A 24,594-nucleotide genomic window follows, 5' to 3' on the forward strand; every position below is an offset into this window, starting at 1 on the left:
TAACAAAAGACTAATTTTAAATCTAATCGTCTAATATGGTAAGAATTTGTAAAAACAGATTATGGAAGTTCAGAAAAAATTGTAGTTTGTTGCTCAGTTTTTTTGCTGTATTCCAAGTGGAAGCCGGTATCTCGGGGCTTGTTGACCAGAAAGCGGATACGGTGGAAGTTCTTTTCGGAAAACAAAAACGTACATCGGTTATTTCTTCTATTTACTCGATAGCAGGAGATCCTCTTAAGAATGTACCGAATTTAAACAGGAAAAATACTTTGACAGGTTTACTTCCCGGGTTAACAATCATGCAGACAAACGGAGAGCCCGGCGAGGAAGGTGGGAACATGTTTCTTCGCGGACAAAGAACATTAGGTAATAATACTCCTTGGGTTTTAGTAGATGGCATCCAAAGAAACATGGATATGCTTGAACCCAACGAAATAGAAAGCATCACCATCTTGAAAGATGCGGCAGCCACGGCTATTTATGGCTTAAGAGGTAGTAATGGCGTTATATTAATCACAACGAAACGAGGTTCCCAACAAAGGTTGACTATCGACTTTGATGCACGTGTTGCCATGTCATCACCTGTGAAATTACCTAAGTTTCTGGATTCTTACAATTATGCATCCCTTTATAATGAAGCGTTAATCAATGATGGGCGGCAGCCTTTTTATAGCCAGGATATGTTAGATGGGTATAAACAAAATGCCGATCCCTATCTGTATCCTAATAATGATTATCTGGATATGTATCTGAAAGATTATTCGGTACAGCAAAAGTATAACCTGAGTGTAAGGGGAGGCGGCAATATTGCCAAATATTTTTTCGCTGTTGGATATACAAGCAATTCCGGAATTTATAATGTAGATAAAAATGCAAATACATATAATACCAATGCCAGTATGGATATGTATTCGATTCGTTCCAATGTCGATTTGAAAGTAAACCGGAATCTGGATATCCATTTAAATCTGGCTGGACGGATTCAGGACCGTACTTATCCGGGACAAAAATCTAACAGTGTAAGTAGTATCTTAAGTTCATTATATAAACTTCCGCCTAATCTATTTCCGGAAAGGTATATGGGAGAGTATTTGATAGAGGGAACCGATGATATGGTAGTGAACCCTTTGGCCGGTAATGCCCAGTATAGGAATAATCCTTATGGATTACTGAATAACAGCGGGTACTCTGCTTATAAGTCAGTGGAAGTTAATTCTACCATATGGGCTGATTACAAATTGGATTGTATTACTCCGGGTTTAAAGGCTACAGCTTCTTTAAGTTATGACAGCCGTTATGCCAAGAATGCCAATCGTTCAAAAACATTTGAAGTCTATGAGTTGATTGATGAAAATACGGTAAGGCAACATGGAACTCCCGGTAAAATGAATCCGCAATGGACACCACAATTCTATCAGCGACGACTTGATATTCAGGCAGGGTTGGATTATTCACGCTCTTTTGGCAAGAATGAAGTATCAGCGATGTTGAAATATAATTATAATGAATACCGGGAGGTGAATACAAATGGTTTACCTAACTTGAATTCCAGTTGGTTAGGACGGTTTGCTTATGCCTATGACAGCCGTTATTTAGCTGAATTTTCTTTTGCTTATGCAGGTACGGAACAATTCCCGAAGGGAAATCGTTACGGTTTTTTCCCTGCCGGAGCGATAGGATGGAATATTGCTAATGAAAGTTTTATAAAAGACAATATTGATTTTCTTGATGTTCTGAAATTGAGGGCTTCTTATGGATTAACCGGTAGCGATAAAGGCATCCCTTATTTCTATTATATAGAAAATTATGCACAAAGAGCATCTATAACAACCGGAGTAAACGGGGCTGCTCCTTCGGCTACAGCTTGGTATAAGGCTTTAGTGGCTAATCCGGATATAACATGGGAGAAAAGTAAAAAAGCGAATATAGGGTTGGATGTAGCTCTATTTCATAATTCATTGAATTTTTCATTCGATATTTTTAAAGAACGTTCCACTGATATTCTGATTAGCAGTGGAAAAATACCTGATTTGTTTGGTGGGATAATCCCGCAATTGAATCATGGCATAGTGGAGAATAAAGGATTAGAATTTTCTATCGGATATAATGATAAGATTGGCGACTTTGCTTATTATGCAAATTTTAATCTGGCAGCGACAAAGAATAAAGTAATAAACAAAGATGAACAGGATTGGAAAGAATCTTATCGTTATACGACCGGGCATCCGGTGGGCGAACAGTTTGGACTGATAGCAGAAGGTTTGTTCCAGAGCCAGGAAGAGATAGATAAAGCTCCGAGTCAGGCTTTTTATGGAACAGTCCGGCCTGGTGATATCCGGTATCGTGATATGAATAATGATGGCAAGATCGATTCGGATGATATTACCCGTATAGGAAGAAATCAGGTTCCTTCAATTAATTATGGATTGTCTATAGGATTTAGTTATAAGAACTTTGATTTTGGTGCTCTCTTCCAGGGAACGGCCCAGTCGCAGGCTATGGTGACCGGAGCTCTAACATGGGAATTTTACAATAATGGAAAAGTATTGGAGCATCATTTGGATCGTTGGGCTTATTATACTGACCCTGCTACAGGGCAGGTAGTTGATACGCGTGCTACGGCAACATATCCTCGTTTGTCGTTGGCTGAAACGAATAATAACCGCCAGAATTCCACTTTTTGGCAAAAAGACGTAAGTTATCTTCGTTTGAAAACATTGGAACTTGGCTATTCTTTCGATCAATTCCTGAAAGGCACATTCATTTCAAAGGCCAGGCTTTATCTGAGCGGCTATAATTTGTTAACCTGGAGTTCATTGAAGGATATGGATCCGGAAATGGCAACCAACGAATTTGAATATCCTATACAGAGAACATTTAATGTTGGTGTAAATCTAACTTTTTAAAATGGAGAGAAAATGAAAAAACATAATTTATTTTGCTTGTTAGGTACTTTTCTGCTGGTGGCATTTACATCCTGCGAAATGCTTGATAGTAAACCACTGGATAAAATAGAGTCTTACGATGTTTTTAAAGATAGCACACGTGTAGATGCTTATGTGCTTGGGCTATATAAATATTTACCACAAGGTTATAATCGTTTTGATAATCAGGCAATGTTATCATCGGCTACCGATGAATCTACACAATGTATATCGAATAATGGCATGACTCCCTTTATAAACGGTTCATGGGGACCTACGTCAAATCCGGATGCCGGATGGACGAATTATTATGAAGGAATTATGATGGTTAACTTGCTGTTTGAGAATATAGGTATGTTGTATCCGTCGACTTCAGAAGATTTTAAAAACAGTGTATTGGCTGAAGCGCATTTCTTAAGAGCTTACTACCATTTTGAATTAGTGAAACGATTTGGAGGTGTTCCGATTATTACTAGGACATTGACTGTCAATGATAGTCCGGATATTCCCCGTGATTCTTATGCGGATTGTGTGGATTTTATTGTGAATGAATGTGATTCGGCAATTTTGTATTTACCTACAGTGGAAGTGGCTGCTCGTGTAGGACGGGCAACCGGAGTTGCAGCGATGGCACTAAAAAGCCGCATGTTATTGTATGCTGCCAGCCCATTGTTTAATGGTCCGGATGTGACCGGTAGCAATAATCCGTTGGTAGGTTATGGCACGGAAAATCCTGAAAGATGGAAGGTCGCAGCTAAAGCTGCCCATGATTTGCTGGAATTTTATCCCGGAACAATTTCTCTTTTCAATACAGGGGCTAATGCAATGTTGAAATATCAGAATTTGTTTACTACACCGGCACTGGCACAGAATAAGGAAAATCTGATGGTTAAAACGCGCCAGCAGGATAATGAAATAGAGAAAAATAATGCACCGATTGGTTATACCAATGCACGTGGCGGAGTTTGCCCTTCCCAGAATCTGGTAGATGCATATGAAATGAAAAACGGGAAAAGTATCCATGAAGAAGGATCAGGGTATAATGCAAAAAATCCTTATGCCAATCGTGATCCCCGTTTTGCAGCATCAATACAGTATAATGAAGCGACTTGGTGGAACCGTAAAGTTGAAACGTTTATTGGAGGGTTAGATGCATCTGATGCTGATATTAACGCGACGAAAACAGGGTATTATCTTCGTAAATTTAGTAATCCGACTGCAATTATTTTTGGAAATACGAAAAATGGTATTCATTATTTTCCTCTGTTCCGGACAGGTGAGGCCTTGTTGAATTATGCAGAAGCAATGAATGAGGCATATGGTCCGACGGCTAATCCGTTTGGCGATGGTAGAACTGCAAAATGGGCTGTTGATGAAGTTCGTAAGAGAGCTGGTATGCCTGTTGTTCCGGCGAAAGGATTGACTTACGAAGTAATGAAACAAAAAATAGTGAATGAAAGAAGAATTGAATTAGCATTTGAGGAACATAGACATTGGGATATACGTCGTTGGAAAATAGCGGAACAAGTTTTTAAAGAACCTATTAAAGGGGTTCGTATCGAAAAGGAAGGTACATCTTTTAAATATACTTATTATGATGTCGAACAACGGATATTTTCTCCGAAAATGTATTTGTATCCGATACCTCAAGGTGAATGCTATAAAAACAAAGCATTGGTTCAGAATCCATTATGGGGTAATTAAAATCTTAAATTATTTATTAGTATGAAAAATATAACTACATTAATAATTATTTTCTGTTTGTTTACATTTCAACTTTTTGCACAGCAAACAACAGTTTCCGGACGTGTAAGTGATGAAGCTGATATAGAGTTGGTTGGTGTTAATATTGTTGTAAAAGGAACAAATAAGGCTACTATTTCTGATTTGGACGGAAAATTCTCACTATCAGTTAATAAGGGAGACATTCTGGTTTTTTCTTATGTCAGTTATGAAACGAAAGAGGTAAAGGTCCAGAATCAAAAGGTTTTGAATGTGAATCTGGAGCCTAAGGTTTCGGAGCTTGATGAAATCGTGGTCATAGGTTATGGTACACAGAAAAAAGAGTCTGTAGTTGGAGCTATCTCATCTGTAAAAGCGGATGATTTGAAACAAAGTGCTTCCGCAAATTTAAGTAATGCAATAGCCGGACGTATTTCGGGAGTGATGACGAAGATGGTTTCCGGTCGCCCCGGTGCAGATGATTCTAAAATATATGTCAGAGGTATGGCTACGATGAATGATGCGACTCCGCTGATTTTAGTAGATGGGGTGGAACGTAGCTTTGACCAGATCGATCCGGAGGATATAGAATCATTTTCTGTTATGAAAGATGCTTCTGCTACGGCAGTATATGGAGTCCGGGGAGCGAACGGGGTCATATTGGTAACAACAAAACGAGGTATGAAAAATAAACCGGTGGTTTCATTGAATACTTCTGTCGCAGTACAGTCGCCGATTCGTTTACCCAAGCCTTTGGATGCCTATAATTTTGCGCTATTGAAAAATGAAGCGATTCGTAATGACGGCGGTGATATAAACTCGTATGATTATTCAAGTGATGAAGATTTACAGCATTATTTATTGGGTGATTCTCCTTTTACCCATCCTAATAATGATTTGCTTGATATGTTCTTGAAAAAATATACCCCTCAGGCACAAGTGAATCTCAATGTTCGTGGCGGTACGGATTTTGTCAAGTATTTTGTTTCTGCCGGTTTTCTATATCAGGATGGTATTTATAAGCAATATGATAATACGGATTATAGTACGAATGCCAATTATAAACGGGTGAACTTACGTTCGAATCTGGATTTTACAGTAACAAAAACGACTCAGGTGAGTGTGGATTTGAGTACCTCATTACGTTCCAGGCATAATATTGGTATGAAAAACAGGCTTTCATTTGATAGTGGCCCTGAATCGAATAACTTATTTGAAGTACTGATGCGTCAGCCGGCTAACTTTATGACCTTGAAGAATCCGGATGGAACTTATGGAGCCGGTAGTATGGACCCGATAGGTACAGGCATGAGAAATCCACTTCAAATTATAGAAAGAGGAGGATATTATCATGTAAATAATGATGTCTTGGAAGGTAATTTTAAATTAAATCAGAAACTTGATTTTGTGACGAAGGGGTTGTCTGTAAAAGCTATGGCCGGTATTACAGCTTTTGAATCTTCAAGTCAAACGTTGACAGAATGCCCATATACTGTACGATATACTAAATTTGGAGAGTATGATAAATCGATTATGACAGAGGAAGTTTTGCCCTCTTTGTCAACGCAGACATTGGATGATTATCAACGAATTTATCTGGAAGCCTCTTTAAATTATGCAAGGGATTTTGGACCGCATAAAGTAACGGCTTTGGCCCTGTATAACCAAACCCAATATATATCTAAGGCAGCTGTACCTTCCGGGTATCTGGGCTTTGTCGGTCGGTTAACCTATAGTTTTAAGAACAAATATCTGGGAGAAATTAATATGGGCTATAACGGATCCAATCAATTTGCAGAAGGACATCGTTATGCTTTATTCCCTGCATTTTCTGCTGGCTGGGTGATTTCCGAAGAAAAATTCTGGAAAGAGAATGTTCCGTTTGTAGACTTTTTTAAGATTAGAGGATCTTATGGAGAAGTAGGGAATGATAAATTAGGCGGTCAGGCATATCTCTATCAGCATATTTATAATCCGGGCAATGCTAATTTTGGTAATTATAATTTTGGAACGACCCCTCAGGCTTTAAATGGTTATACGGAAGGAAGGTTAGGCAATGAGCTGGTAACATGGGAACGTGCCAGAAAAAGCAATGTGGGTATCGACCTGCGTTTATTGAAAGGCAAACTGACCGTGAGCGCCGATTATTTTAGAGAAGACAGACGGGATATATTATTGACCAATCAGTCTATCCCCAATGTTTTAGGAATAGGGTTGCCTCCGGAAAACATAGGTAAAGTAAGGAATCAGGGTGGTGAGTTGGAACTTGGTTATTCGGATAATATTAACAAGTTTAATTATTATGTTAAAGGGAATGTTTCATATGCACGGAACAAAGTTCTTTTTAAAGGTGAGTCTCCCCAGTTGTATGACTGGATGGCTACGACAGGACAATCGTTAGGACAACATTTTGGTTTGGTTTGTCTTGGAATGTTTAAAAGTCAGGAAGAAATAGATGCCAGTCCGAAACAGTTTGGAGATGTTAAAATTGGGGACTTGAAATACCAGGATTTGAATAATGACGGTGTCATTAATGGGTATGACGAATGCCCGATTGGTTATAGCAATGTTCCACGAATTCAGTTCGGATTATCAGCCGGATTTGAATGGAATGGGTTGGATTTTAGCATGCTGTGGCAAGGCGCAGCCCAATTCTCCGCATATTTTGCTTATGGTGCGGTTTGGGAATTTATGGATGGAGGCAATGTACAGGAAATGCATTTGAATCGTTTTAATCCCGAAGATCCTTCAACTTGGGATACGGCAACTTATCCTCGTTTACATAATGGAAATTTCCCGAATAACCATCGTAAATCTGATTTTTGGTTGAAAAAAGGTGATTATCTCAGGCTTAAAAATTTAGAGATAGGATATACTTTCCCAAAAACGTTGCTTAGCAAAGCAGGCATTTCCCGTTTACGTGTTTTTGTTAGCGGAACGAATTTGTTAACATTCGACTATGTTAAGAATTTTGACCCGGAAACGGAGCAGGAACGTGGGTACAACTATCCTCAAATGGCACAGTATACGTTAGGTTTTAATTTCCAATTTTAAAAACAGGTAGCAATATGAAAAAATATTATATATACTTTTTAATGTCAATATTGGGACTGTCTGCTTGTCAGCAAGATGGTGTAGGATTATTGGATAAAGCAGAGTCGGGAGATATGACAGAGGAGAAAATCTTTTCGGATGGTATTTATGCCCGTAAATATATAGCAAACGTATATAGCCGGTTACCTAAAGGATATGCTCGTTTTTCCTTTGCAAAGACTCCTGTTTATCTGGGATGCTGTACGGATGAAGGACAGCAAGGACCGATAGGTATGTTGACGCAGGCATTATGGTTTAATGAAGGAACCTGGAATGCTGTCAATATTCCCACGGAACTTCCGGGATGGGCCCAAGGATGGACTTCTATACGTCCTGCAAATACGTTTATACAAAATATAGATAAGGTTCCCGTTAATGTTCAAACAGGTATGACCGAAGAAGAGAAAAAGCGATTAAAGGAAGAAGCCCGTTTTTTACGAGCTTTTGCTTATGCGGATTTGGCCCGGTCGTACGGAGGGGTTCCTATTATTAATATTCCGTTAAATTCTTCCAGCCCGGAATTATATATGCCGCGAAGTACATTTGATGAAACGATAAAGTATATAGTGGACCAATTGGACTCGGCAGCTATGGTACTGCCTGCTAATTATCGTTTTACGGAACCGGAGGAATATGGACGTGCGACATCCGTTGCGGCGAAAGCAATAAAGGGACGTACCCTCTTGTATGCAGCCCGTCCTTTGTTCAACGATCCTCAAAATACAAACCGAATTGTTGCGGGTGAATATGATGAGGGAAAATGGAGGGTGGCAGCCGAAGCAAATGCCGAGGCAATCAAACTTGCTGAAGCGAATGGCTACGGATTACACATTGAAGCTAAAGATAAAAAGAGTAGTTATGAGAAGTTTTTTGTGACTCGTGTGAATGATGAAGTAATACTGTCTTATATGAAGCCTCAGGATAAGAATTGCGAGTTGCGTCAGTTGCCTAAACGTTTTTTGGCTGCTAATAGTGCTGTGGCAGGCTATTCGTTACCTACCTTGGATTTGGTGGATGATTATGAGATGAAAAACGGTAAAAGTATTCATGAGGCAGGTTCGGGTTATAATGAACAAGATCCGTATAAGAACAGGGACCAACGTTTTTATGCTTCTATTTTTTATAACGGGGCGGACTATAGAGGACAAAAGATTGAAACATTTAGAGGGAAGGCTGGTACCAAGGTCGTTGATGGAAAAGATTATAATTCGACTTATGTGAATACCGGTTTTTATTTACGTAAGTTTGTGGATGTGACAATTGATCCTAAAAAGTCGGAGTTGGCGGACCATAATTATCCGATTATTCGTTATGCCGAAGTCTTGTTGAATTATGCCGAAGCAATGAACGAAGCTTTCGGACCGGAGGTGGACGGTTTAGGAAATGGAAAAACAGCCAAATGGGCGATCGACCAGATTCGCGACAGGGCTATGCAACCGGCACTACCATCCGGTTTGGGTAAAGATGAAATGAGAACCCGTATTAAACGCGAGCGGCGTATTGAGCTTGCTTTTGAGGAACACCGGTTCTGGGATGTGAGACATTGGAAAGACGCGGATTCACAAAAACAGGTATGGCTTCAGGTTATAGAAAAAGATGAGAAAGGGAAGTTGACTTATAGCCGTGAAAAGCGCGACAGGGTGTTTGAAGCTCCGAAAATGTTTTTAATGCCCATTCCATTTGAGCAAGTAGCAAATGGCAGCTATGAACAAAATCCTGGCTGGTAGGTTGAAGAAGTTCTTTGTGTGTAGTTGATGTATACTATTTATTCTCATTCCGATGAGAATAGAGTTTCATGCTGATGAGAATTTTTTCTCGCTTGGATGAGAAAAAATTCTCACAGTATAAAAATGAAGTGAGAAAAGCCTCCTTTTATTAAATAGGTAAGGAATAATTAAACATACGAATAATGAAAAATATTTTTTTAGGTAAATGTGCAGTTACTCTTGTTACCATGTCTGTGTCCTGTCAGGGATATGCACAGCAGAATAGTAAGAATAACCAGCCTAATATAGTTGTTTTCATAGCAGATGATGCAGGTATGGACTATGGCTGTTATGGCAATAGAAATATATCTACTCCTAACATCGATAAATTGGCGGAAAGAGGAATGCGTTTTCAAAATGCGTTTCTTACCTCTCCGCAATCCAGTCCTTCAAGAACCAGTATGATGACTGGAATGTTTGCACATACGATCGGAACACAGGATTTACATACTGGGATTGATGATAAGACAAAAATGATGCCTTATTATTTTAAACAGGCAGGATATAACACCGCATGCATGTTGAAAACCCATTGGGGACCAAATGGAGACAAGCAATTCGATACGATTATAAAAGGGGGATACTTACCGGACCAAGGACCGTTAAATGATCAGTTGTATATGAATTATAGTCGCTTTTTGGATGAAACGAAGGATTCTCCTTTTTTCTTGTGGGTCGGCTTTATCGATCCTCACAGACCTTATAATCGCAACAAATGCGATCAGAGAAATTCACCGGATCATGTTACGGTTCCTCCTTATTTGGTTGATGCGCCGGATACCCGTCGTGATTTGGCAGATTATTATAATGAAATATCCCGGATGGATGGAGACATAGGAAAAATGATGGCCGAATTGGAGAAACGTAACCTGTTGGAAAATACGATTATCGTTTTTTTGAGTGATAACGGAATGCCATTTCCAAGGGCTAAAGGAACTTTATATGATTCCGGAATCCAGACACCTTTGATCTTTATGTGGAATAATCGGATAATTCCGGGCTCTGTTCATAAAAATGGCTTGATCAGTACGATTGACCTGGCTCCGACTTTATTGGATCTTGCCGGCATAAATATTCCGGAGTGCATGTATGGAAGAGGATTCAAGGATTTGTTGTTCGATTCGTCAAAGAGAGGGCGCGAATATGTTTTTTCCGAACGGAACTGGCACGATACAGACGAGTATATTCGTTGTGTCCGGTCTGAAAAATATAAATTGATTTATAATGCTTATTATGAATTACCTCATGGAACCTCCATGGACTTGAGCACCAGCTTGAGTTGGTATGATTTGAAGAATGAACAACGCAACGGAACATTAAAAAAGGAACAAAGCCAGATTTTTGCCTGTCCGAGGGCAATGGTTGAAATATATGATCTGGAAGCTGATCCTGACGAATTGAATAATGTAGCGGATATGGAAAAATATAAGGCTCCGGGTCGTAAACTGGCAGATCAAATGATTAAATGGCAAAAAGAAACAAAAGATCATCCTTGGTGGAAAAATCGTAGAGGTGATCAGAACGACAGAATTACGGGTTTTCCTTTATTTATGGCGCGTCCTCCTTTATGGGTTGACTAAAATACTGAAATGTTTATGAGATGTAAAATACAATATAATAATATACTTCTTTGTGCATCTATCTGTTCATTGCAGGTTAGTACTGTTTATGCACAATCTGTTGAAAAGAAAAAGCTTCCTAATATTCTTTTCATTATGTCTGACGATCATACTTCACAAGCTGTTAGTGCTTATGGAGGTTTGTTGTCGACCGTGCTTCCTACGCCGAATATAGATCGGTTAGCCAGGGAAGGAGCGATTTTAAAGAATTGTTTCGTTACTAATTCAATCAGTACTCCGAGTAGAGCCTGTATTCTTACAGGACAGTATAGCCAGAAGAATGGGGTTTATACATTGGCGGATAGTTTGGATAGTTGTTTGCCTACTTCTGCTACTTATCTGCATGACCAGGGCTATCAAACGGCTGTTATCGGTAAATGGCATTTGGGTTCGGAGCCTGCAGGATTTGATTATTACTATGTGCTACCCGGGCAAGGTGTTTACGATAATCCCGGGTTAATAAAGAAAGGGGATTGGCATGCAGGAAAGAATGGCGGACCGAAGCCGACGAAAAATCAAGGGCATTCAACTGATATAATCGGTGAAGAGGCTATCCGGTATTTATCATCTGTGGATAAGGAGAAACCCTTTTTCCTGATGTGTCATTTTAAAGCGCCTCATAGACCTTGGAAACCGGCTGCCCGCTTTAAAGATTTACTAAAAGATGTGGAAGTGCCCGAACCGGATAATTTATTGGATGCTTATGAAGGTAAAGGTAAATTTAGCAAAGAAATTAGAATGGGACTGGAATTTATGAATCATATAGATTTAAAAAATGAGCCGGTGCCGTCTGGTTTATCTGTAGAAGAAAAGAGACACTGGATATATCAACGTTACATAAAAGACTATTTGCGCTGTGTTGCGGGTGTTGATGAAAATGTAGGACGCATATTGAAATATCTGGATGATAATGGGCTGACGGAAAATACAGTTGTAGTTTATACGGGTGATCAGGGTTTTTTCTTGGGCGAACATGGGTGGTTCGATAAGCGTTTAATGCATGAAGAATCATTGAGAATGCCTTTTTTAATCCGGTATCCTAAAGAAATTGTACCTAAAACAGTGAATGATGATATCATCTTAAATGTCGATTTTGCTCCATTGTTTCTTGATTATGCTAATATACCTCTGCCTAAACAAATGCAAGGTAAAAGTTTCAGGAAAAACTTACAGGGAAAACGGGTTGCCGGTTGGCGTAAATCGATGTATTACCGTTATTGGCAACATGCGGACGGGGCACATAATGCAACTGCCAATTATGGAATCAGGACGGAACGTTACAAGTTGGTTTATTATTATGCCCGGTCGTTAGGTAAAACAGGTACGAGTAACAAACCTTTAGAACCTGAGTGGGAATTGTATGATTTGAAGAAAGATCCCTGCGAGATGAATAATATCTATCATCAACCTGCATCACAAAAGCTAATAAAGAAGTTAAAATTAGAATTATTGGAATTGAAAAAACAATACGAAGATGAAGATACTGCATATCCCGAAATGCAGGAGTTGAATAAGGGATATTTTTGGTAGGAAGACAATAACTAAGTTATTGAAATAGACAGGAGGTAAATCATGAAATTAACACGAAGGGATTTTATTCGGAAAGCAGGGGTAGCGGCTGGAGTATTATTGTTTCCGCCTACTATACATGCTTTGAGCTTTGGAAAAAAGAAACGTCCGAATCTGGTTTTTGTTTTTGCAGACCAATGGCGTGCACAGGATACGGGGTATGCCGGAAATACGGATATATATACCCCCAATATAGACAGGTTGGCCTCGGAAAGCATTAATTTTAGATATGCAGTCTCATGTATGCCGGTGTCTACCCCTTATCGGGCAACTTTGTTAACAGGACAATATGCTCAGAGTCACGGATTGTTTTTAAATGATGTACAGTTGAATCCGGAAGCAAAGTCGATAGGGAAAGTATATAAATCGGCAGGATATAATACGGGGTATGTCGGAAAATGGCATATTAATGGAAACGGGAGAAGTAATTATATTCCTGAATCGAATAGACAGGGATTTGATTATTTTAAAGTACTGGAATGTACACATGATTATAATAAATCCCAGTATTATGATAATAATGATAGTTCGCCTAAATGGTGGGAGGGGTATGATGTGACGGCACAGACCAATGATGCATGCCGGTATATAGAAGAGTATTCCCGGAAAGAAAAACCGTTTGTTTTATTTTTGTCATGGGGACCTCCTCATAACCCGTATGATTCGGCACCGGAAGAATATCAGAAGTTATACAGAGACAAAGATATTAAGCTAAGACCCAATGTACCGGACGCTTGTAAAGGTCGTGCTATTAAAGATTTGAAAGGATATTATGCACATATCTCTGCCATGGATTCATGTGTCGGGCAATTACAGAAGACAATAAAACAATGCGGTATAGATAAAAATACCATTTTTGTCTTGACATCGGACCATGGAGATATGTTAGGCTCTCAGGGGTTACAACGAAAACAGCAACCTTATGATGAGTCTATCCTTGTCCCGTTTTTACTAAAATACCCTACTGATTTCGGTAATAAAGGAAGAACTGTAGATACGTTATTTAATTCGGTGGATATTATGCCGACTTTATTAGCTATGTCCGGTTTGCCGATTCCGGATGCAGTGGAAGGTAAAAATATCTATCCTATACTGAAAGGTGAAAAAAAAGATAGAATAGAAGGCACTTTGATTGAATGTATAACCCCTTTTGGTGAATGGGAACGGCGTAGTGGCGGACGGGAATATCGCGGAGTACGGACCAAAAGGTATACCTATGTAAAAGATTTGAATGGTCCCTGGCTTTTATATGATAACAGGAAGGATCCGTATCAGCAAACTAATCTTGTACAGGATGAGGGATATACAGAAATACGTTTGCAGTTAGATGGTTTATTGGCACGTTTATTATCAGAAAAGAATGACGAGTTTTTGCCGGGTGAGAAATATATAGAAAAATGGGGATATAAAGTAAATAAATGGGGAACAGTAGAATATACGCCTTAATGCTTTATTTTTATTATAAATATAATGATATCATGAAAAATAGAATCTTATTTGTGTTTTTGATTTTGTCGTATAGCTTTTTCTTTGAAAATGCGGAGGCGAAGAATCCGGTTGATTATGTAAATGCGTTAATAGGGACGAATAATAATAGAAGTTTTTCTCATGGGAATACTTATCCTGCTGTTACGTGCCCGTGGGGTATGAATTTTTGGACTCCTCAAACGGGAATGATGGATGATAACTGGATATATACATATAATTCCGATTCAATCAGGGGATTTCGTCAGACGCATCTACCAAGTCCGTGGATTGGGGACTATGGAACCTTCAGTATAATGCCGGTTTCCGGTGAACTTCGTGTAAAGGATTCAGAAAGAGCCCAATCGTTTTCACATGCCGAGGAAACGGCAACCCCTTATTATTATTCGGTAAAATTGCAGGAAGATGAAATATTGGCAGAAATTACGGCAACGGAAAGATGCGGCTTTTTGAAATTTACTTTTGATAAAAAAGATAGCCGCTATATCGTTCTTGACGCATATCATAAAGGGGCTTATGTAAAGATTGTTCCGGAAGAAAAAAGAATAATCGGATTTTGCAAAAATAGTAATGGAGGGACGCCTGATAATTTTGCCAATTATTTTATAATCGATTTTGATCAGGAGTTTACTGGTTTTGGTGTCTGGAACCGGAAAGAACTTTTCGCTGGGCAACAAGAATTGAAAGAAGAGTATGCAGGAGGATATGTTCAATTTTCAAAGGATATTAAACAGATTCATGCCAGGGTATCTTCTTCCTTTATATCTCAGGAGCAGGCTGAACGGAATTTGTTTTCAGAAATAGGAAGCAAAACGTTTGTTGAGGTAAAAAACGAAACTAAGGCAGTCTGGTCTGAGCATTTGGGTCGAATAGAAATAGATGGCGGAACAGAAGAACAACTCAAGACTTTTTATTCAAATTTTTATCGTACATCTTTATTTCCACGTAAATTTTATGAATATGATGAAAAAGGGGTACCAGTCCATTATAGTCCGTATGATGGAAAAGTGCATAAGGGGTATATGTATACCGACAATGGTTTATGGGATACGTTTCGCTCTTTGCATCCTTGGCTGACAATGATGTTCCCTTCTGTCAGTACGGAAATAATGCAATCCCTTGTAAATACTTTTGAAGAAGGGGGATGGCTTCCCAGTTGGTCCAGTCCGGGATATCGGAACTCGATGATTGGCTCACATGCCGTATCTCTTATTGCAGATGCTTATAAAAAAGGGATTACAGACTTTGATGTACAAAAGGCATATGAAGCCGTTAAAAAGGATTGTTTTGAAAAGGCACCGGTTCCTTATATGGGACGGTATGGTTTTCAGGCCTATAATGAAAAAGGATATATTCCTTATCCGGAATATGAACAGTCAACTTCTATGTCGCTGGAGTATGCGTATGATGATTTTTGTATAATGACTCTTGCCGGTTTATTAGGAAAGTCCGATGAACAGGCTTTTTTTGCAACCCGGGCAAAGAATTATGTAAATTCGTATGATGCTTCGACTGGTTTTATGCGTCCTCGTAAATCCGATGGCAGTTGGTATGAACCTTTTAACGGTTATTTATGGGGCGGGCCTTTTACAGAAGGGAATGCATGGCAATATACCTGGAGTGTTTTTCACGATGTGCAAGGGTTGATTGATTTGATGGGAGGGGATAAAGCATTTACCAATCGTCTTGATTCTATTTTTATCGCTCCGCTTAGCAGTCCGCTGTATGGACGTTATTTTAATGAAATAGCTGAAATGCATGCTGCCAGTATGGGACAGTATGCCCATGGGAATCAGCCGGCACAACATGTTTCTTATTTGTATGTTTATGGAAATCAACCGTGGAAAACCCAACGGTTAGTTCGTAAAATAATGAATAGGCTTTATAACTATACTCCGGATGGATATTGCGGGGATGAGGATAATGGACAAACATCTTCCTGGTATCTTTTTAGTGCTTTGGGATTTTATCCGGTGTGTCCCGGTACGGGAGAATATGTGTTAGGCAGTCCACTTTTCCGAACAGTAAAACTTCATTTGGAGAATGGAAAGACGTTTAAAATAGAAGCTCCGGACAATATAGCCTCATCTGTTTATATTCGGGACAAGAAAATGAATAATAGTCAATATTCTCCTTGGTATATTACTCATAAGGATATAATGAAAGGAGGCGTGTTGCTTTTGGAAATGGGAGAAAGGCCTTTAAAGGACATCACTTCAGGAAAGAGAAACTTCCCATATTCTTTATCAAATAATGGAAATAGCAGATGAAATACATAAAACTGATATTGCTTTTATTGATTAGTCTTTCCCCTCTTAAAAATAATGCAGCAACCCAAATTGAAAAGACCGGTGCTGTCAATTTGAGAGCCGAGTATTTACAGAATCCGATCGGATTGGATGTGATTTCTCCACGTCTTTCCTGGCAGATAAAAGATGTCCGGGAAAAGGGCTGTCAGTATGCCTACCAGATTCTTATATCAGAAGATTCGGCTTCTTTGGCGCATAATAAGTCTATCCTTTGGGATTCAGGTAAAATAGTATCTTCTTATTCTACACAGATAGTTCCGGACATCGTATGTGTACCGCGGACAAAATATTATTGGAAAGTCCGTTGTTGGGATAAGAATAAAAAGAAAATGCCGGATTCTGACATTGCAAACTGGGAGACCGGTTTGGGTGGGGAATGGAAAGGTTCGTGGATTACAGATTCTTTGGATAAAGAGTTGAAACGTGCTCCTTTGTTTCGTAAAACAGTGGAATTACAAGATAAAGTTCGTAAAGCACGCGCTTATATTTGCGGTTTGGGGTACTATGAACTATATGCAAATGGAGAAAAAATAGGTAATCATATTTTAGATCCGGCCTATGCGCGATTTGATAAGACTGCTTTGTATGTAACTTATGATATAACATCTTATCTTAATTCCGGAGAAAATACATTCGGAGTGATTTTAGGTAATGGATGGTATAATATCCAGTCTCAGGCTGCATGGGATTTTCATAAAGCTCCCTGGCGGAACCGGCCTTCTTTTATTCTCAATATATGCGTGGAGTATGAATCTGGAAAAACGGAATGGATTGTGTCCGATTCTTCTTGGAAATGCACTTTGGGGGCTATTATGTATAATAATCTTTACAGCGGAGAATATTATGATGCAAGAAAGGAACAACAGAATTGGAATAAAAGTAACTTTAATGCATCAAAGTGGAAATCTGTAAAGTTAGTGGATTGTCCGTCTGCCCGTGTTGTTGCACAGACAATGCCTCCGATTCGGATAAAAGAACGTATATCTCCTGTTTCCTGTAAGAAGCTGGGGCCGGGTATGTATGTATATGATTTGGGGAGGAATATAGCCGGTTTCTGTAAATTTGTTTTTGAAGGCATACCTGGAACAAAGATACGAATGAAGCATGGAGAAAAACTTTATCCTGACGGGCGTGTGGATATTTCTAATATTGATTATTTTTTTAATCCGGAATTACAGATAGAGGAGCTACAAACAGATTCTTATATTCTTGCCGGTGGTCGGCAGGAGGAATATATACCTCGTTTTACTTATCATGGCTTTCAATATGTTGAAATTATATCAGATAAGCCGATAGAGATGGATATTCAGTCGGTAGAGGGATTGGTTGTTTATACGGATTTGAATTCAACAGCCTCTTTTTCTTGTTCAAATGAATTATTAAATAAGATATATAATGCAACTAACGCTTCCTATGTGGGTAACCTGCATAGTATACCGACCGATTGTCCAACGCGGGAAAAAAACGGTTGGACGGCAGATGCTTATGTTGCCATAGAACATGCTTTGTTTAATTATGACGGGATTACCCTGTATGAGAAATGGATTCGGGATTTTTATGATGCACAAACAAATGACGGACAATTACCCGATATCGTTCCGACAGGAACATGGGGATATTCCGGAGGAAATCCTGCTTGGGATATTGCATTTTTTGGAATACCGAACGAAATATATATGTATTATGGCGACTCTGCCTTGTTAAAAGAATCTTATCCTTATTATAAAAAATACTTGTCTTTCATAAATAAAAAGGCTGTGGGGCACCTGTTAAATATTCGTTTATGGGATTGGGGACAATTGAAAACGAAAACTCCGTTGGAACTTACATCTTCTTGCTATTATTATATGATGAATAAGTTGATGGCAAAATCTTGTCAACTTAATGGATTTTTGGATGAGGCTGAGAGATATGAGTTATCTGCCGATACGATTAAACGGGCAATTAATAAAAAGTATTATGACAAGCAATCCGGGAAATATGCAAATGGAAGTCAAACCTCTCAGGGACTTACTTTATTTGCAGGAATTGTGCCGGAGGGAGATGAAAAGAAAGTAGCTTCCGTTTTGGCAGAGTCGGTAATTAAAAATAATTACTTTTTGGATTTTGGCCTGTTTGGGAGTAAAGCTGTATTAAATATGCTGACAGCATATGGCTATCAGGATATTGCTTATCGTATGGTGACTAAAACAGAATTTCCATCATGGGGATATTGGATTACGAAAAAACAAGCAACTACGTTAATGGAAGGATGGACTGTTGATGATTCCCAATCATTAAATCATGTTTTTTTAGGTGAAGTTTCTGCCTGGATGATGAAAACATTGGCTGGTATCAATTATATTCCTGATAATCCCGGATTTAAGCGTGTACATATAAAGCCGGTTCTTCCTTCTGACGGATTGGATTTTGTCGAAGCTTCTTATCATTCGATTCATGGGGAAATCTATTCAAGTTGGAAAAAAAGTAAGGATGAAATAGTTTATTCATTTATTATTCCTGCTAATACCTCAACCTGTGTAGAACTTTTGTGTAAGGAAGAAGAACATGTTTTTATTTATGATAACAAATCATTGGAAAACTGTTCATCCATTTCCGGGATTCAGAAAAAAGAGGGGAAATTATCTTTTTCTTTACAATCAGGGAAATATACTTTTTATGTGAGACCGTATAAATAGAATTTTTAAGAGCTATTTGTGTAATTTGCAAAAGAAGAGGAGTCATACTTCGCAGTATGCCCCCTCTTTGCAACACAAAACAATCAACAAAAAACTACTGTCTGAATAGTGAAATATTAATCATCTGATAAATAGTAGTTCTCTGTATTTAGGTAAGGTCCAAATCTGGTCGTCTACAACAAGTTCCAGCTTGTCGATATGATAGCGGATTGCTTCCAGCATCGGAACGATTGTATCGTGGTAAGCAATTGCCTTTTCCCGTTCGGATTCAATCTTATTGGCTACCTTTCGGGCTTCTATCATTTCGTCTACTTTTTCTTTGATGAAGTTGGTACGGTTGGCAATGTCTTCGATAATTTCGAGGTTACGGGAAGACAGTTTTCCGGCTTTGTCGGCAGGAAACAAATCTTTCATCTTATAGACATTATCAATCAGGGAAGACTGGTATTTGGTTGCTATCGGGATGATATGGTTCATTGCCAGGTCGCCCAATACACGAGCCTCTATCTGTATTTTTTTAGTATATGTTTCCCATTTGACCTCATTGCGCGCTTCCAGTTCTTTCCGTGTCATGACGCCTGTCGATTCAAACATCCGGATACTGCTTTCTTTCAGGTAGTTGTCGAAGATAACCGGAACACTTGTTTCACAGTCCAGGCCGCGGCGTGCCGCTTCAGCTTTCCATTCATCACTGTAGCCGTTGCCATCGAAATGGATTGCTTTACATGCTTTAATATCTTTGCGGAGTATTTCCAAGATTGCAGCAAACGTTTCTTTACCTTCTGAAATTTGGGCATCTACGTCCGCTTTGAATTGTTTCAGTTGTTCGGCTACAGCTGCATTCAAAGCCAGCATGGCTGAGGCACAGTTTGCTTCGGAACCTACCGCACGGAACTCAAAACGGTTTCCGGTGAAGGCAAAAGGAGACGTACGGTTGCGGTCTGTATTGTCAATCAAAAGTTCGGGGATACGGGCAATATCCAGTTTCATACCCTGTTTGCCGGCAAGCATCAAATCCTCCGGTTCGCTCTTTTCAAGGTGTTCCAATACTTGTGATAACTGGGCGCCGAGGAAGCTGGATATGATAGCAGGAGGCGCTTCATTCGCTCCCAGGCGGTGTGCGTTGGTTGCACTGGAAATGCTTGCCTTCAGCAGACCGTTGTGACGGTATACAGCCATCAGCACGTTTACAATAAATGTGATGAAACGCAGGTTGTCTTCCGGTGTTTTACCCGGAGCCATCAGCAGGATACCGATGTCTGTACCCAGTGACCAGTTATTATGTTTTCCCGAACCATTAACTCCTTTGAATGGCTTTTCGTGCAATAACACCCGGAAGCCATGTTTACGGCTTATCTTGCGCATTAACGCCATTATCAACAGGTTATGGTCGTTTGCCAGATTGCATTCCTCGAAGATAGGAGCCAGCTCGAACTGGTTTGGAGCTACTTCGTTATGACGGGTTTTCAAAGGGATGCCTAATTTGAGGGCTTCTGTTTCCAGGTCTTTCATGAATTCCATCACGCGGGTAGGGATGGCTCCGAAATAGTGGTCTTCCAACTGTTGGTTTTTAGAACTTTCATGTCCCATCAGTGTACGTCCTGTCAGCAATAAATCGGGACGTGCGGCATAAAGCCCTTCATCAACCAGGAAGTATTCCTGTTCCCATCCTAAATATGCATAGACTTTCTTTACATCCGGATTGAAATAGTGGCACACGTCTACTGCTGCTTTATTTACGGCTTCAAGTGCTTTCAATAACGGAACCTTGTAGTCCAGGGACTCTCCGGTATAGGCGATAAAGATGGTAGGAATGCATAAAGTGTCGCCTACGATAAATGCTGGCGAGGAGGGGTCCCATGCCGAGTAACCGCGTGCCTCGAAGGTATTACGGATCCCCCCGTTAGGGAAACTGGAAGCATCCGGTTCCTGCTGGATAAGTAATTTCCCGGAAAATTCTTCAACCATTCCTCCTTTGCCGTCATGTTCAACGAAGGCATCATGCTTTTCGGCAGTACCTTCAGTCAACGGGTGGAACCAGTGGGTATAATGGGTTGCTCCCCTTTCAATCGCCCACTTTTTCATGCCTTCGGCTACAGCATCGGCTGTTTCTCGATCCAATGGAGTTCCATTGTCAATACAATCCACAATTTTTACGTACGCCTTTTCCGGAAGATATTTGAACATTCTCGCACGGTTGAAAACATTCTGTCCGAAATACTCGGAGGGACGTTCGGCAGATGCCGGTACTTCAGCAGCGCGTTTCTTAAACGCTGTTTCCACTACTCTGAATCTTAATTTTGACATAATACCTGATTTTTAGAGAATTAGTAATGTGAATGCTTTTCGAAAAGGCATATAGAGTGCCTGCCATCGTCAGTCGGGGATGGTTGGCAATGGTTTAATATCAAGTAAAATCAATAAGTCAGACAGACACTTCTATACAGGCCTTTTCGTTTTGTTAGATAACCTAAAAAACTTATTCTTATAATGAGATTCCCAATACGAGGAATACATCGTCGTGTTCAGGAGATGCGATTACTTCGGTAAATATCGGCAACGAGAAGGATTTGGTGATTTTTATATCCTTGCTGGCTTTTAGCGAGATGCTGTTGAATCCGAATCCGTCGCTATACATTCCGGTCCAAGGCGAGATACCGATAGATGGTGTAAGGGTGACGCCTCCCCAGACATCAAATTCGTAGGCTGCTTCAAAGTAGGATGAGAAGTATTGCTTACCTTCTTCATCTTTGTCACCTCCGGCAAACATCGTGCTCCATGCAAGTGTAAGAGGAAGTTTCTCGCCGAAATTATATGCAACTGTTCCTTCAAAGTAATGGTCGGTTGCATAACGCCCGTAGCGGGCGCCCTGACCGGACCACCAATAGTCCGTAACGGCCACTTCAAATCCTTTGATTTGGTAACCCAGTGTAATATCGAATTCCTTTGATTTGAATTCGTCGGCAGAGGTCGAGAAGTCCGTAGAGCCCCAGGCCTCCAGGCTAAAGCCGGCATACTTCAATGTCAGGCTGGGCTGAATGGAAGCGCCGGCATCATATTCCCCTCTCCATACATAACTGCTGACGATGTCGGCTGCCGGAGTTACTTCAAACTTTTTCTTTTCCTGCGCGGAGGTTGTAAATGTAATAAGCAGAGTTACAACCGTTAAAAACAGACTTCCGGTAATCGTATTTGTTTTCATTTTATTCTTTTGTGAAAATATAGTTAGACTTTTTGTATAGGTTTGCATATTATCTTTAAAGCAGCCACTTTTTAATTCTGCTCATCGCTTCCAGGGTGTCGTCTCTGTCACCAAAAGCGGTAAGGCGGAGATACCCTTCGCCACTGGGTCCGAATCCCACACCGGGAGTTCCTACGATATTGACTTCATAGAGCAGTTTATCGAAAAATTTCCAGGAGGAGAGGCCGTCAGGGGTTTTCAACCAGATATAGGGAGCATTTTCTCCGCCATATACCCTCAGGCCACAGTCCTGGAGACCTTTTTTCATAATGCGGGCATTGGTCATATAATAGTCGATAGTTTGTTTTATCTGCTCTTTTCCTTCCGGCGAATAAATGGCTTCGGCACCACGTTGCGTAATGTAGCTTGTCCCGTTGAACTTGGTGCTCTGACGGCGGTTCCACATTTTGTTGAGTCCGACCCGTTCGCCACTAAGTGTGAAAGCATTCAGGTCTTTCGGTACTACCGTATAGCCACAACGGACTCCGGTAAATCCGGCTGTTTTAGAGAAGCTGCGGAACTCGATAGCAACCTTCTTCGCGTTTTTGATTTCATAGATGGAATGGGGAATCTCCGGATCCTGTATGTATGCCTCATAGGCGGAATCGTACATAATCAGGCAGTCGTTAGCCAGCGCATAGTTCACCCATTTTTTCAGTTCGTCTTTGGAAAGGGTGGTTCCGGTCGGGTTGTTTGGATAGCAGAGGTAGATGATATCCACTCTGCGGTCAGGCAATTCCGGCACGAAATTATTTTCTTCCGTACAGGGGATATAAACAACATCGCTCCATTTGCCGTTTTCCAGGACTCCTGTGCGTCCACTCATCACATTTGAGTCGATGTATACCGGATAGACAGGGTCTGTAACCCCTATGCTATTGTCGTGGCGCAACATATCGCCGATGTTCCCACAGTCGCTTTTCGCTCCGTCGCTAATGAACACTTCGCTTGGTTCCAATGATACACCTCGGCTTGCATAATCGTGCTTGATGATGGCATCTATAAGGAAAGAATATCCCTGTTCGGGCCCGTATCCATGGAAAGTTTCTTGAGATGCCATTTCATTTACCGCTTTGTGCATGGCATCGATAACAGCAGGAGCTAATGGTTGGGTCACATCTCCGATACCCATACGGATAATCTTTGCTTTCGGATGTGTCACCTTGAAACTGTTTACCTTTTTCGCAATATCGGAAAACAGGTAGTTGCTTTGTAGTTTCAGGAAATGTTCATTAATGAGTGCCATATTCGATAGATCGTTTTTATGTTGTTGTGTTGTGTCTGTTTTTATTGTATTTATATTTCAATTTCACCTTCAAAGACTTTTACTGCTTCACCGGTCATATAGACTTTGTCGCTCTTTTCGTCCCAGTGGATAGAGAGCGGGCCGCCGTCCATAACAACTTCTGCCGTCCGCCCGGTTTTACCTTGCAGGATGGCTGCTACGGCTGTAGCACAAGCTCCTGTACCGCAGGCTTGTGTGATACCTGACCCCCGTTCCCATACACGCATCCGTATTTTATCCGGACTTAGTACTTGGGCAAATTCAACGTTTGTCCGGTCAGGGAACTGCGGATGATTTTCCAGTAAGGGTCCAACCTCAGACAAGTCTATCTGTGCGATATTGTCGGTAAAGATAACAAAATGTGGGTTACCCATCGAAAGGATGGTTCCGGTATAGACTTTATCCCCGGCTTCCAGTTCAATGGCTATTTCTCCGATGGCGGGAAATCCCATATCTACTGTCACTTCCGTAACCGTTTCTTTGAATGGAGTTCCGTTTACCGGGGTAGTTTTGAGTTGCAGTTCTTTTATACCGGATGGTGTTTCGAGCGTAACGGTCTTTTGGGTTGTCAATCCTTCGTCATATACATATTTGCCGATGCAACGGGATGCATTTCCGCACATCATGGCTTCGGAACCATCGGCATTGAAGATACGCATGCTAAAATCGGCAATTTCCGATTTCCCTATTAAGACTAACCCGTCAGAACCAATTCCGGTGTGTGGAGCGCTTAGTTTTACGGCAAGTTCGTCCGGGTTTGCTATTGGGAAAGAAATTGTATTTACGTATATATAGTCGTTCCCGGCTCCATGCATTTTTGTGAATTTGATAGGTTTTGTCATTTTATCTCTTTTTATTTGCTTATTGTATCTTTTTGTTTTGTTGTATTGCAAATATACGACG

Annotated in this window: 13 protein-coding genes; 9 read left to right on the forward strand and 4 right to left on the reverse strand. The window is 40.3% G+C overall.

What is annotated here, in order from left to right; translation table 11 throughout:
- Positions 1 to 86 precede the first annotated feature (86 nt).
- The 9 genes from ACGE0T_RS05225 to ACGE0T_RS05265 all read left to right on the forward strand — a co-directional run bounded on the left by ACGE0T_RS05225 (position 87) and on the right by ACGE0T_RS05265 (position 19,165).
- A complete protein-coding gene (locus ACGE0T_RS05225; protein ID WP_459189480.1) occupies positions 87 to 2,906 on the forward strand; it encodes a SusC/RagA family TonB-linked outer membrane protein in 2,820 nt (939 codons plus the stop codon).
- A gap of 12 nt (positions 2,907 to 2,918) precedes the next feature.
- Positions 2,919 to 4,628: a RagB/SusD family nutrient uptake outer membrane protein gene (locus tag ACGE0T_RS05230; protein ID WP_459189481.1), complete on the forward strand. Its 1,710-nt coding sequence runs from the start codon at positions 2,919 to 2,921 to the stop codon at positions 4,626 to 4,628.
- A gap of 21 nt (positions 4,629 to 4,649) precedes the next feature.
- Positions 4,650 to 7,700 (forward strand): SusC/RagA family TonB-linked outer membrane protein, encoded by a 3,051-nt coding sequence (locus ACGE0T_RS05235; protein WP_459189482.1) that lies wholly within the window; start codon positions 4,650 to 4,652, stop codon positions 7,698 to 7,700.
- A 14-nt stretch (positions 7,701 to 7,714) separates the two neighbouring features.
- Positions 7,715 to 9,466 (forward strand): RagB/SusD family nutrient uptake outer membrane protein, encoded by a 1,752-nt coding sequence (locus tag ACGE0T_RS05240; protein ID WP_459189483.1) that lies wholly within the window; start codon positions 7,715 to 7,717, stop codon positions 9,464 to 9,466.
- A gap of 182 nt (positions 9,467 to 9,648) precedes the next feature.
- On the forward strand, positions 9,649 to 11,085 hold the full coding sequence (locus ACGE0T_RS05245; protein WP_459189484.1) for a sulfatase family protein: 1,437 nt from the start codon (positions 9,649 to 9,651) through the stop codon (positions 11,083 to 11,085).
- Positions 11,086 to 11,100: 15 nt separating this feature from the next.
- Positions 11,101 to 12,654 (forward strand): sulfatase family protein, encoded by a 1,554-nt coding sequence (locus tag ACGE0T_RS05250; RefSeq protein ID WP_459189485.1) that lies wholly within the window; start codon positions 11,101 to 11,103, stop codon positions 12,652 to 12,654.
- 42 nt (positions 12,655 to 12,696) lie between these two features.
- Positions 12,697 to 14,139, forward strand: coding sequence for a sulfatase family protein (locus ACGE0T_RS05255; RefSeq protein WP_459189486.1), 1,443 nt, complete (start codon positions 12,697 to 12,699; stop codon positions 14,137 to 14,139).
- Between the two features lie 32 nt (positions 14,140 to 14,171).
- Positions 14,172 to 16,448: a GH92 family glycosyl hydrolase gene (locus ACGE0T_RS05260; RefSeq protein ID WP_459189487.1), complete on the forward strand. Its 2,277-nt coding sequence runs from the start codon at positions 14,172 to 14,174 to the stop codon at positions 16,446 to 16,448.
- The gene (locus ACGE0T_RS05265) at positions 16,445 to 19,165 is read left to right on the forward strand and encodes a family 78 glycoside hydrolase catalytic domain (protein WP_459189488.1); all 2,721 of its coding nucleotides are present in this window, start codon (positions 16,445 to 16,447) and stop codon (positions 19,163 to 19,165) included. The genes ACGE0T_RS05260 and ACGE0T_RS05265 overlap by 4 nt, the downstream gene beginning before the upstream one ends.
- A 120-nt stretch (positions 19,166 to 19,285) precedes the next feature.
- Here the strand turns inward: ACGE0T_RS05265 and ACGE0T_RS05270 are convergent, their stop codons facing one another.
- The 4 genes from ACGE0T_RS05270 to dapF form a co-directional block, all read right to left on the reverse strand.
- Positions 19,286 to 21,472 carry a glutamine synthetase III family protein gene (locus ACGE0T_RS05270; RefSeq protein ID WP_459189489.1) on the reverse strand — a complete coding sequence of 729 codons (2,187 nt, stop codon included), beginning with the start codon at positions 21,470 to 21,472 and terminating at the stop codon, positions 19,286 to 19,288.
- A 178-nt stretch (positions 21,473 to 21,650) separates the two neighbouring features.
- Positions 21,651 to 22,367 (reverse strand): TorF family putative porin, encoded by a 717-nt coding sequence (locus ACGE0T_RS05275; protein ID WP_459189490.1) that lies wholly within the window; start codon positions 22,365 to 22,367, stop codon positions 21,651 to 21,653.
- Between the two features lie 55 nt (positions 22,368 to 22,422).
- On the reverse strand, positions 22,423 to 23,652 hold the full coding sequence (locus tag ACGE0T_RS05280) for an LL-diaminopimelate aminotransferase (protein ID WP_459189491.1): 1,230 nt from the start codon (positions 23,650 to 23,652) through the stop codon (positions 22,423 to 22,425).
- 50 nt (positions 23,653 to 23,702) lie between these two features.
- The gene (dapF, locus tag ACGE0T_RS05285) at positions 23,703 to 24,533 is read right to left on the reverse strand and encodes a diaminopimelate epimerase (RefSeq protein WP_459189492.1); all 831 of its coding nucleotides are present in this window, start codon (positions 24,531 to 24,533) and stop codon (positions 23,703 to 23,705) included.
- Positions 24,534 to 24,594 lie beyond the last annotated feature (61 nt).

The organism is Parabacteroides sp. APC149_11_2_Y6 (assembly GCF_054506995.1).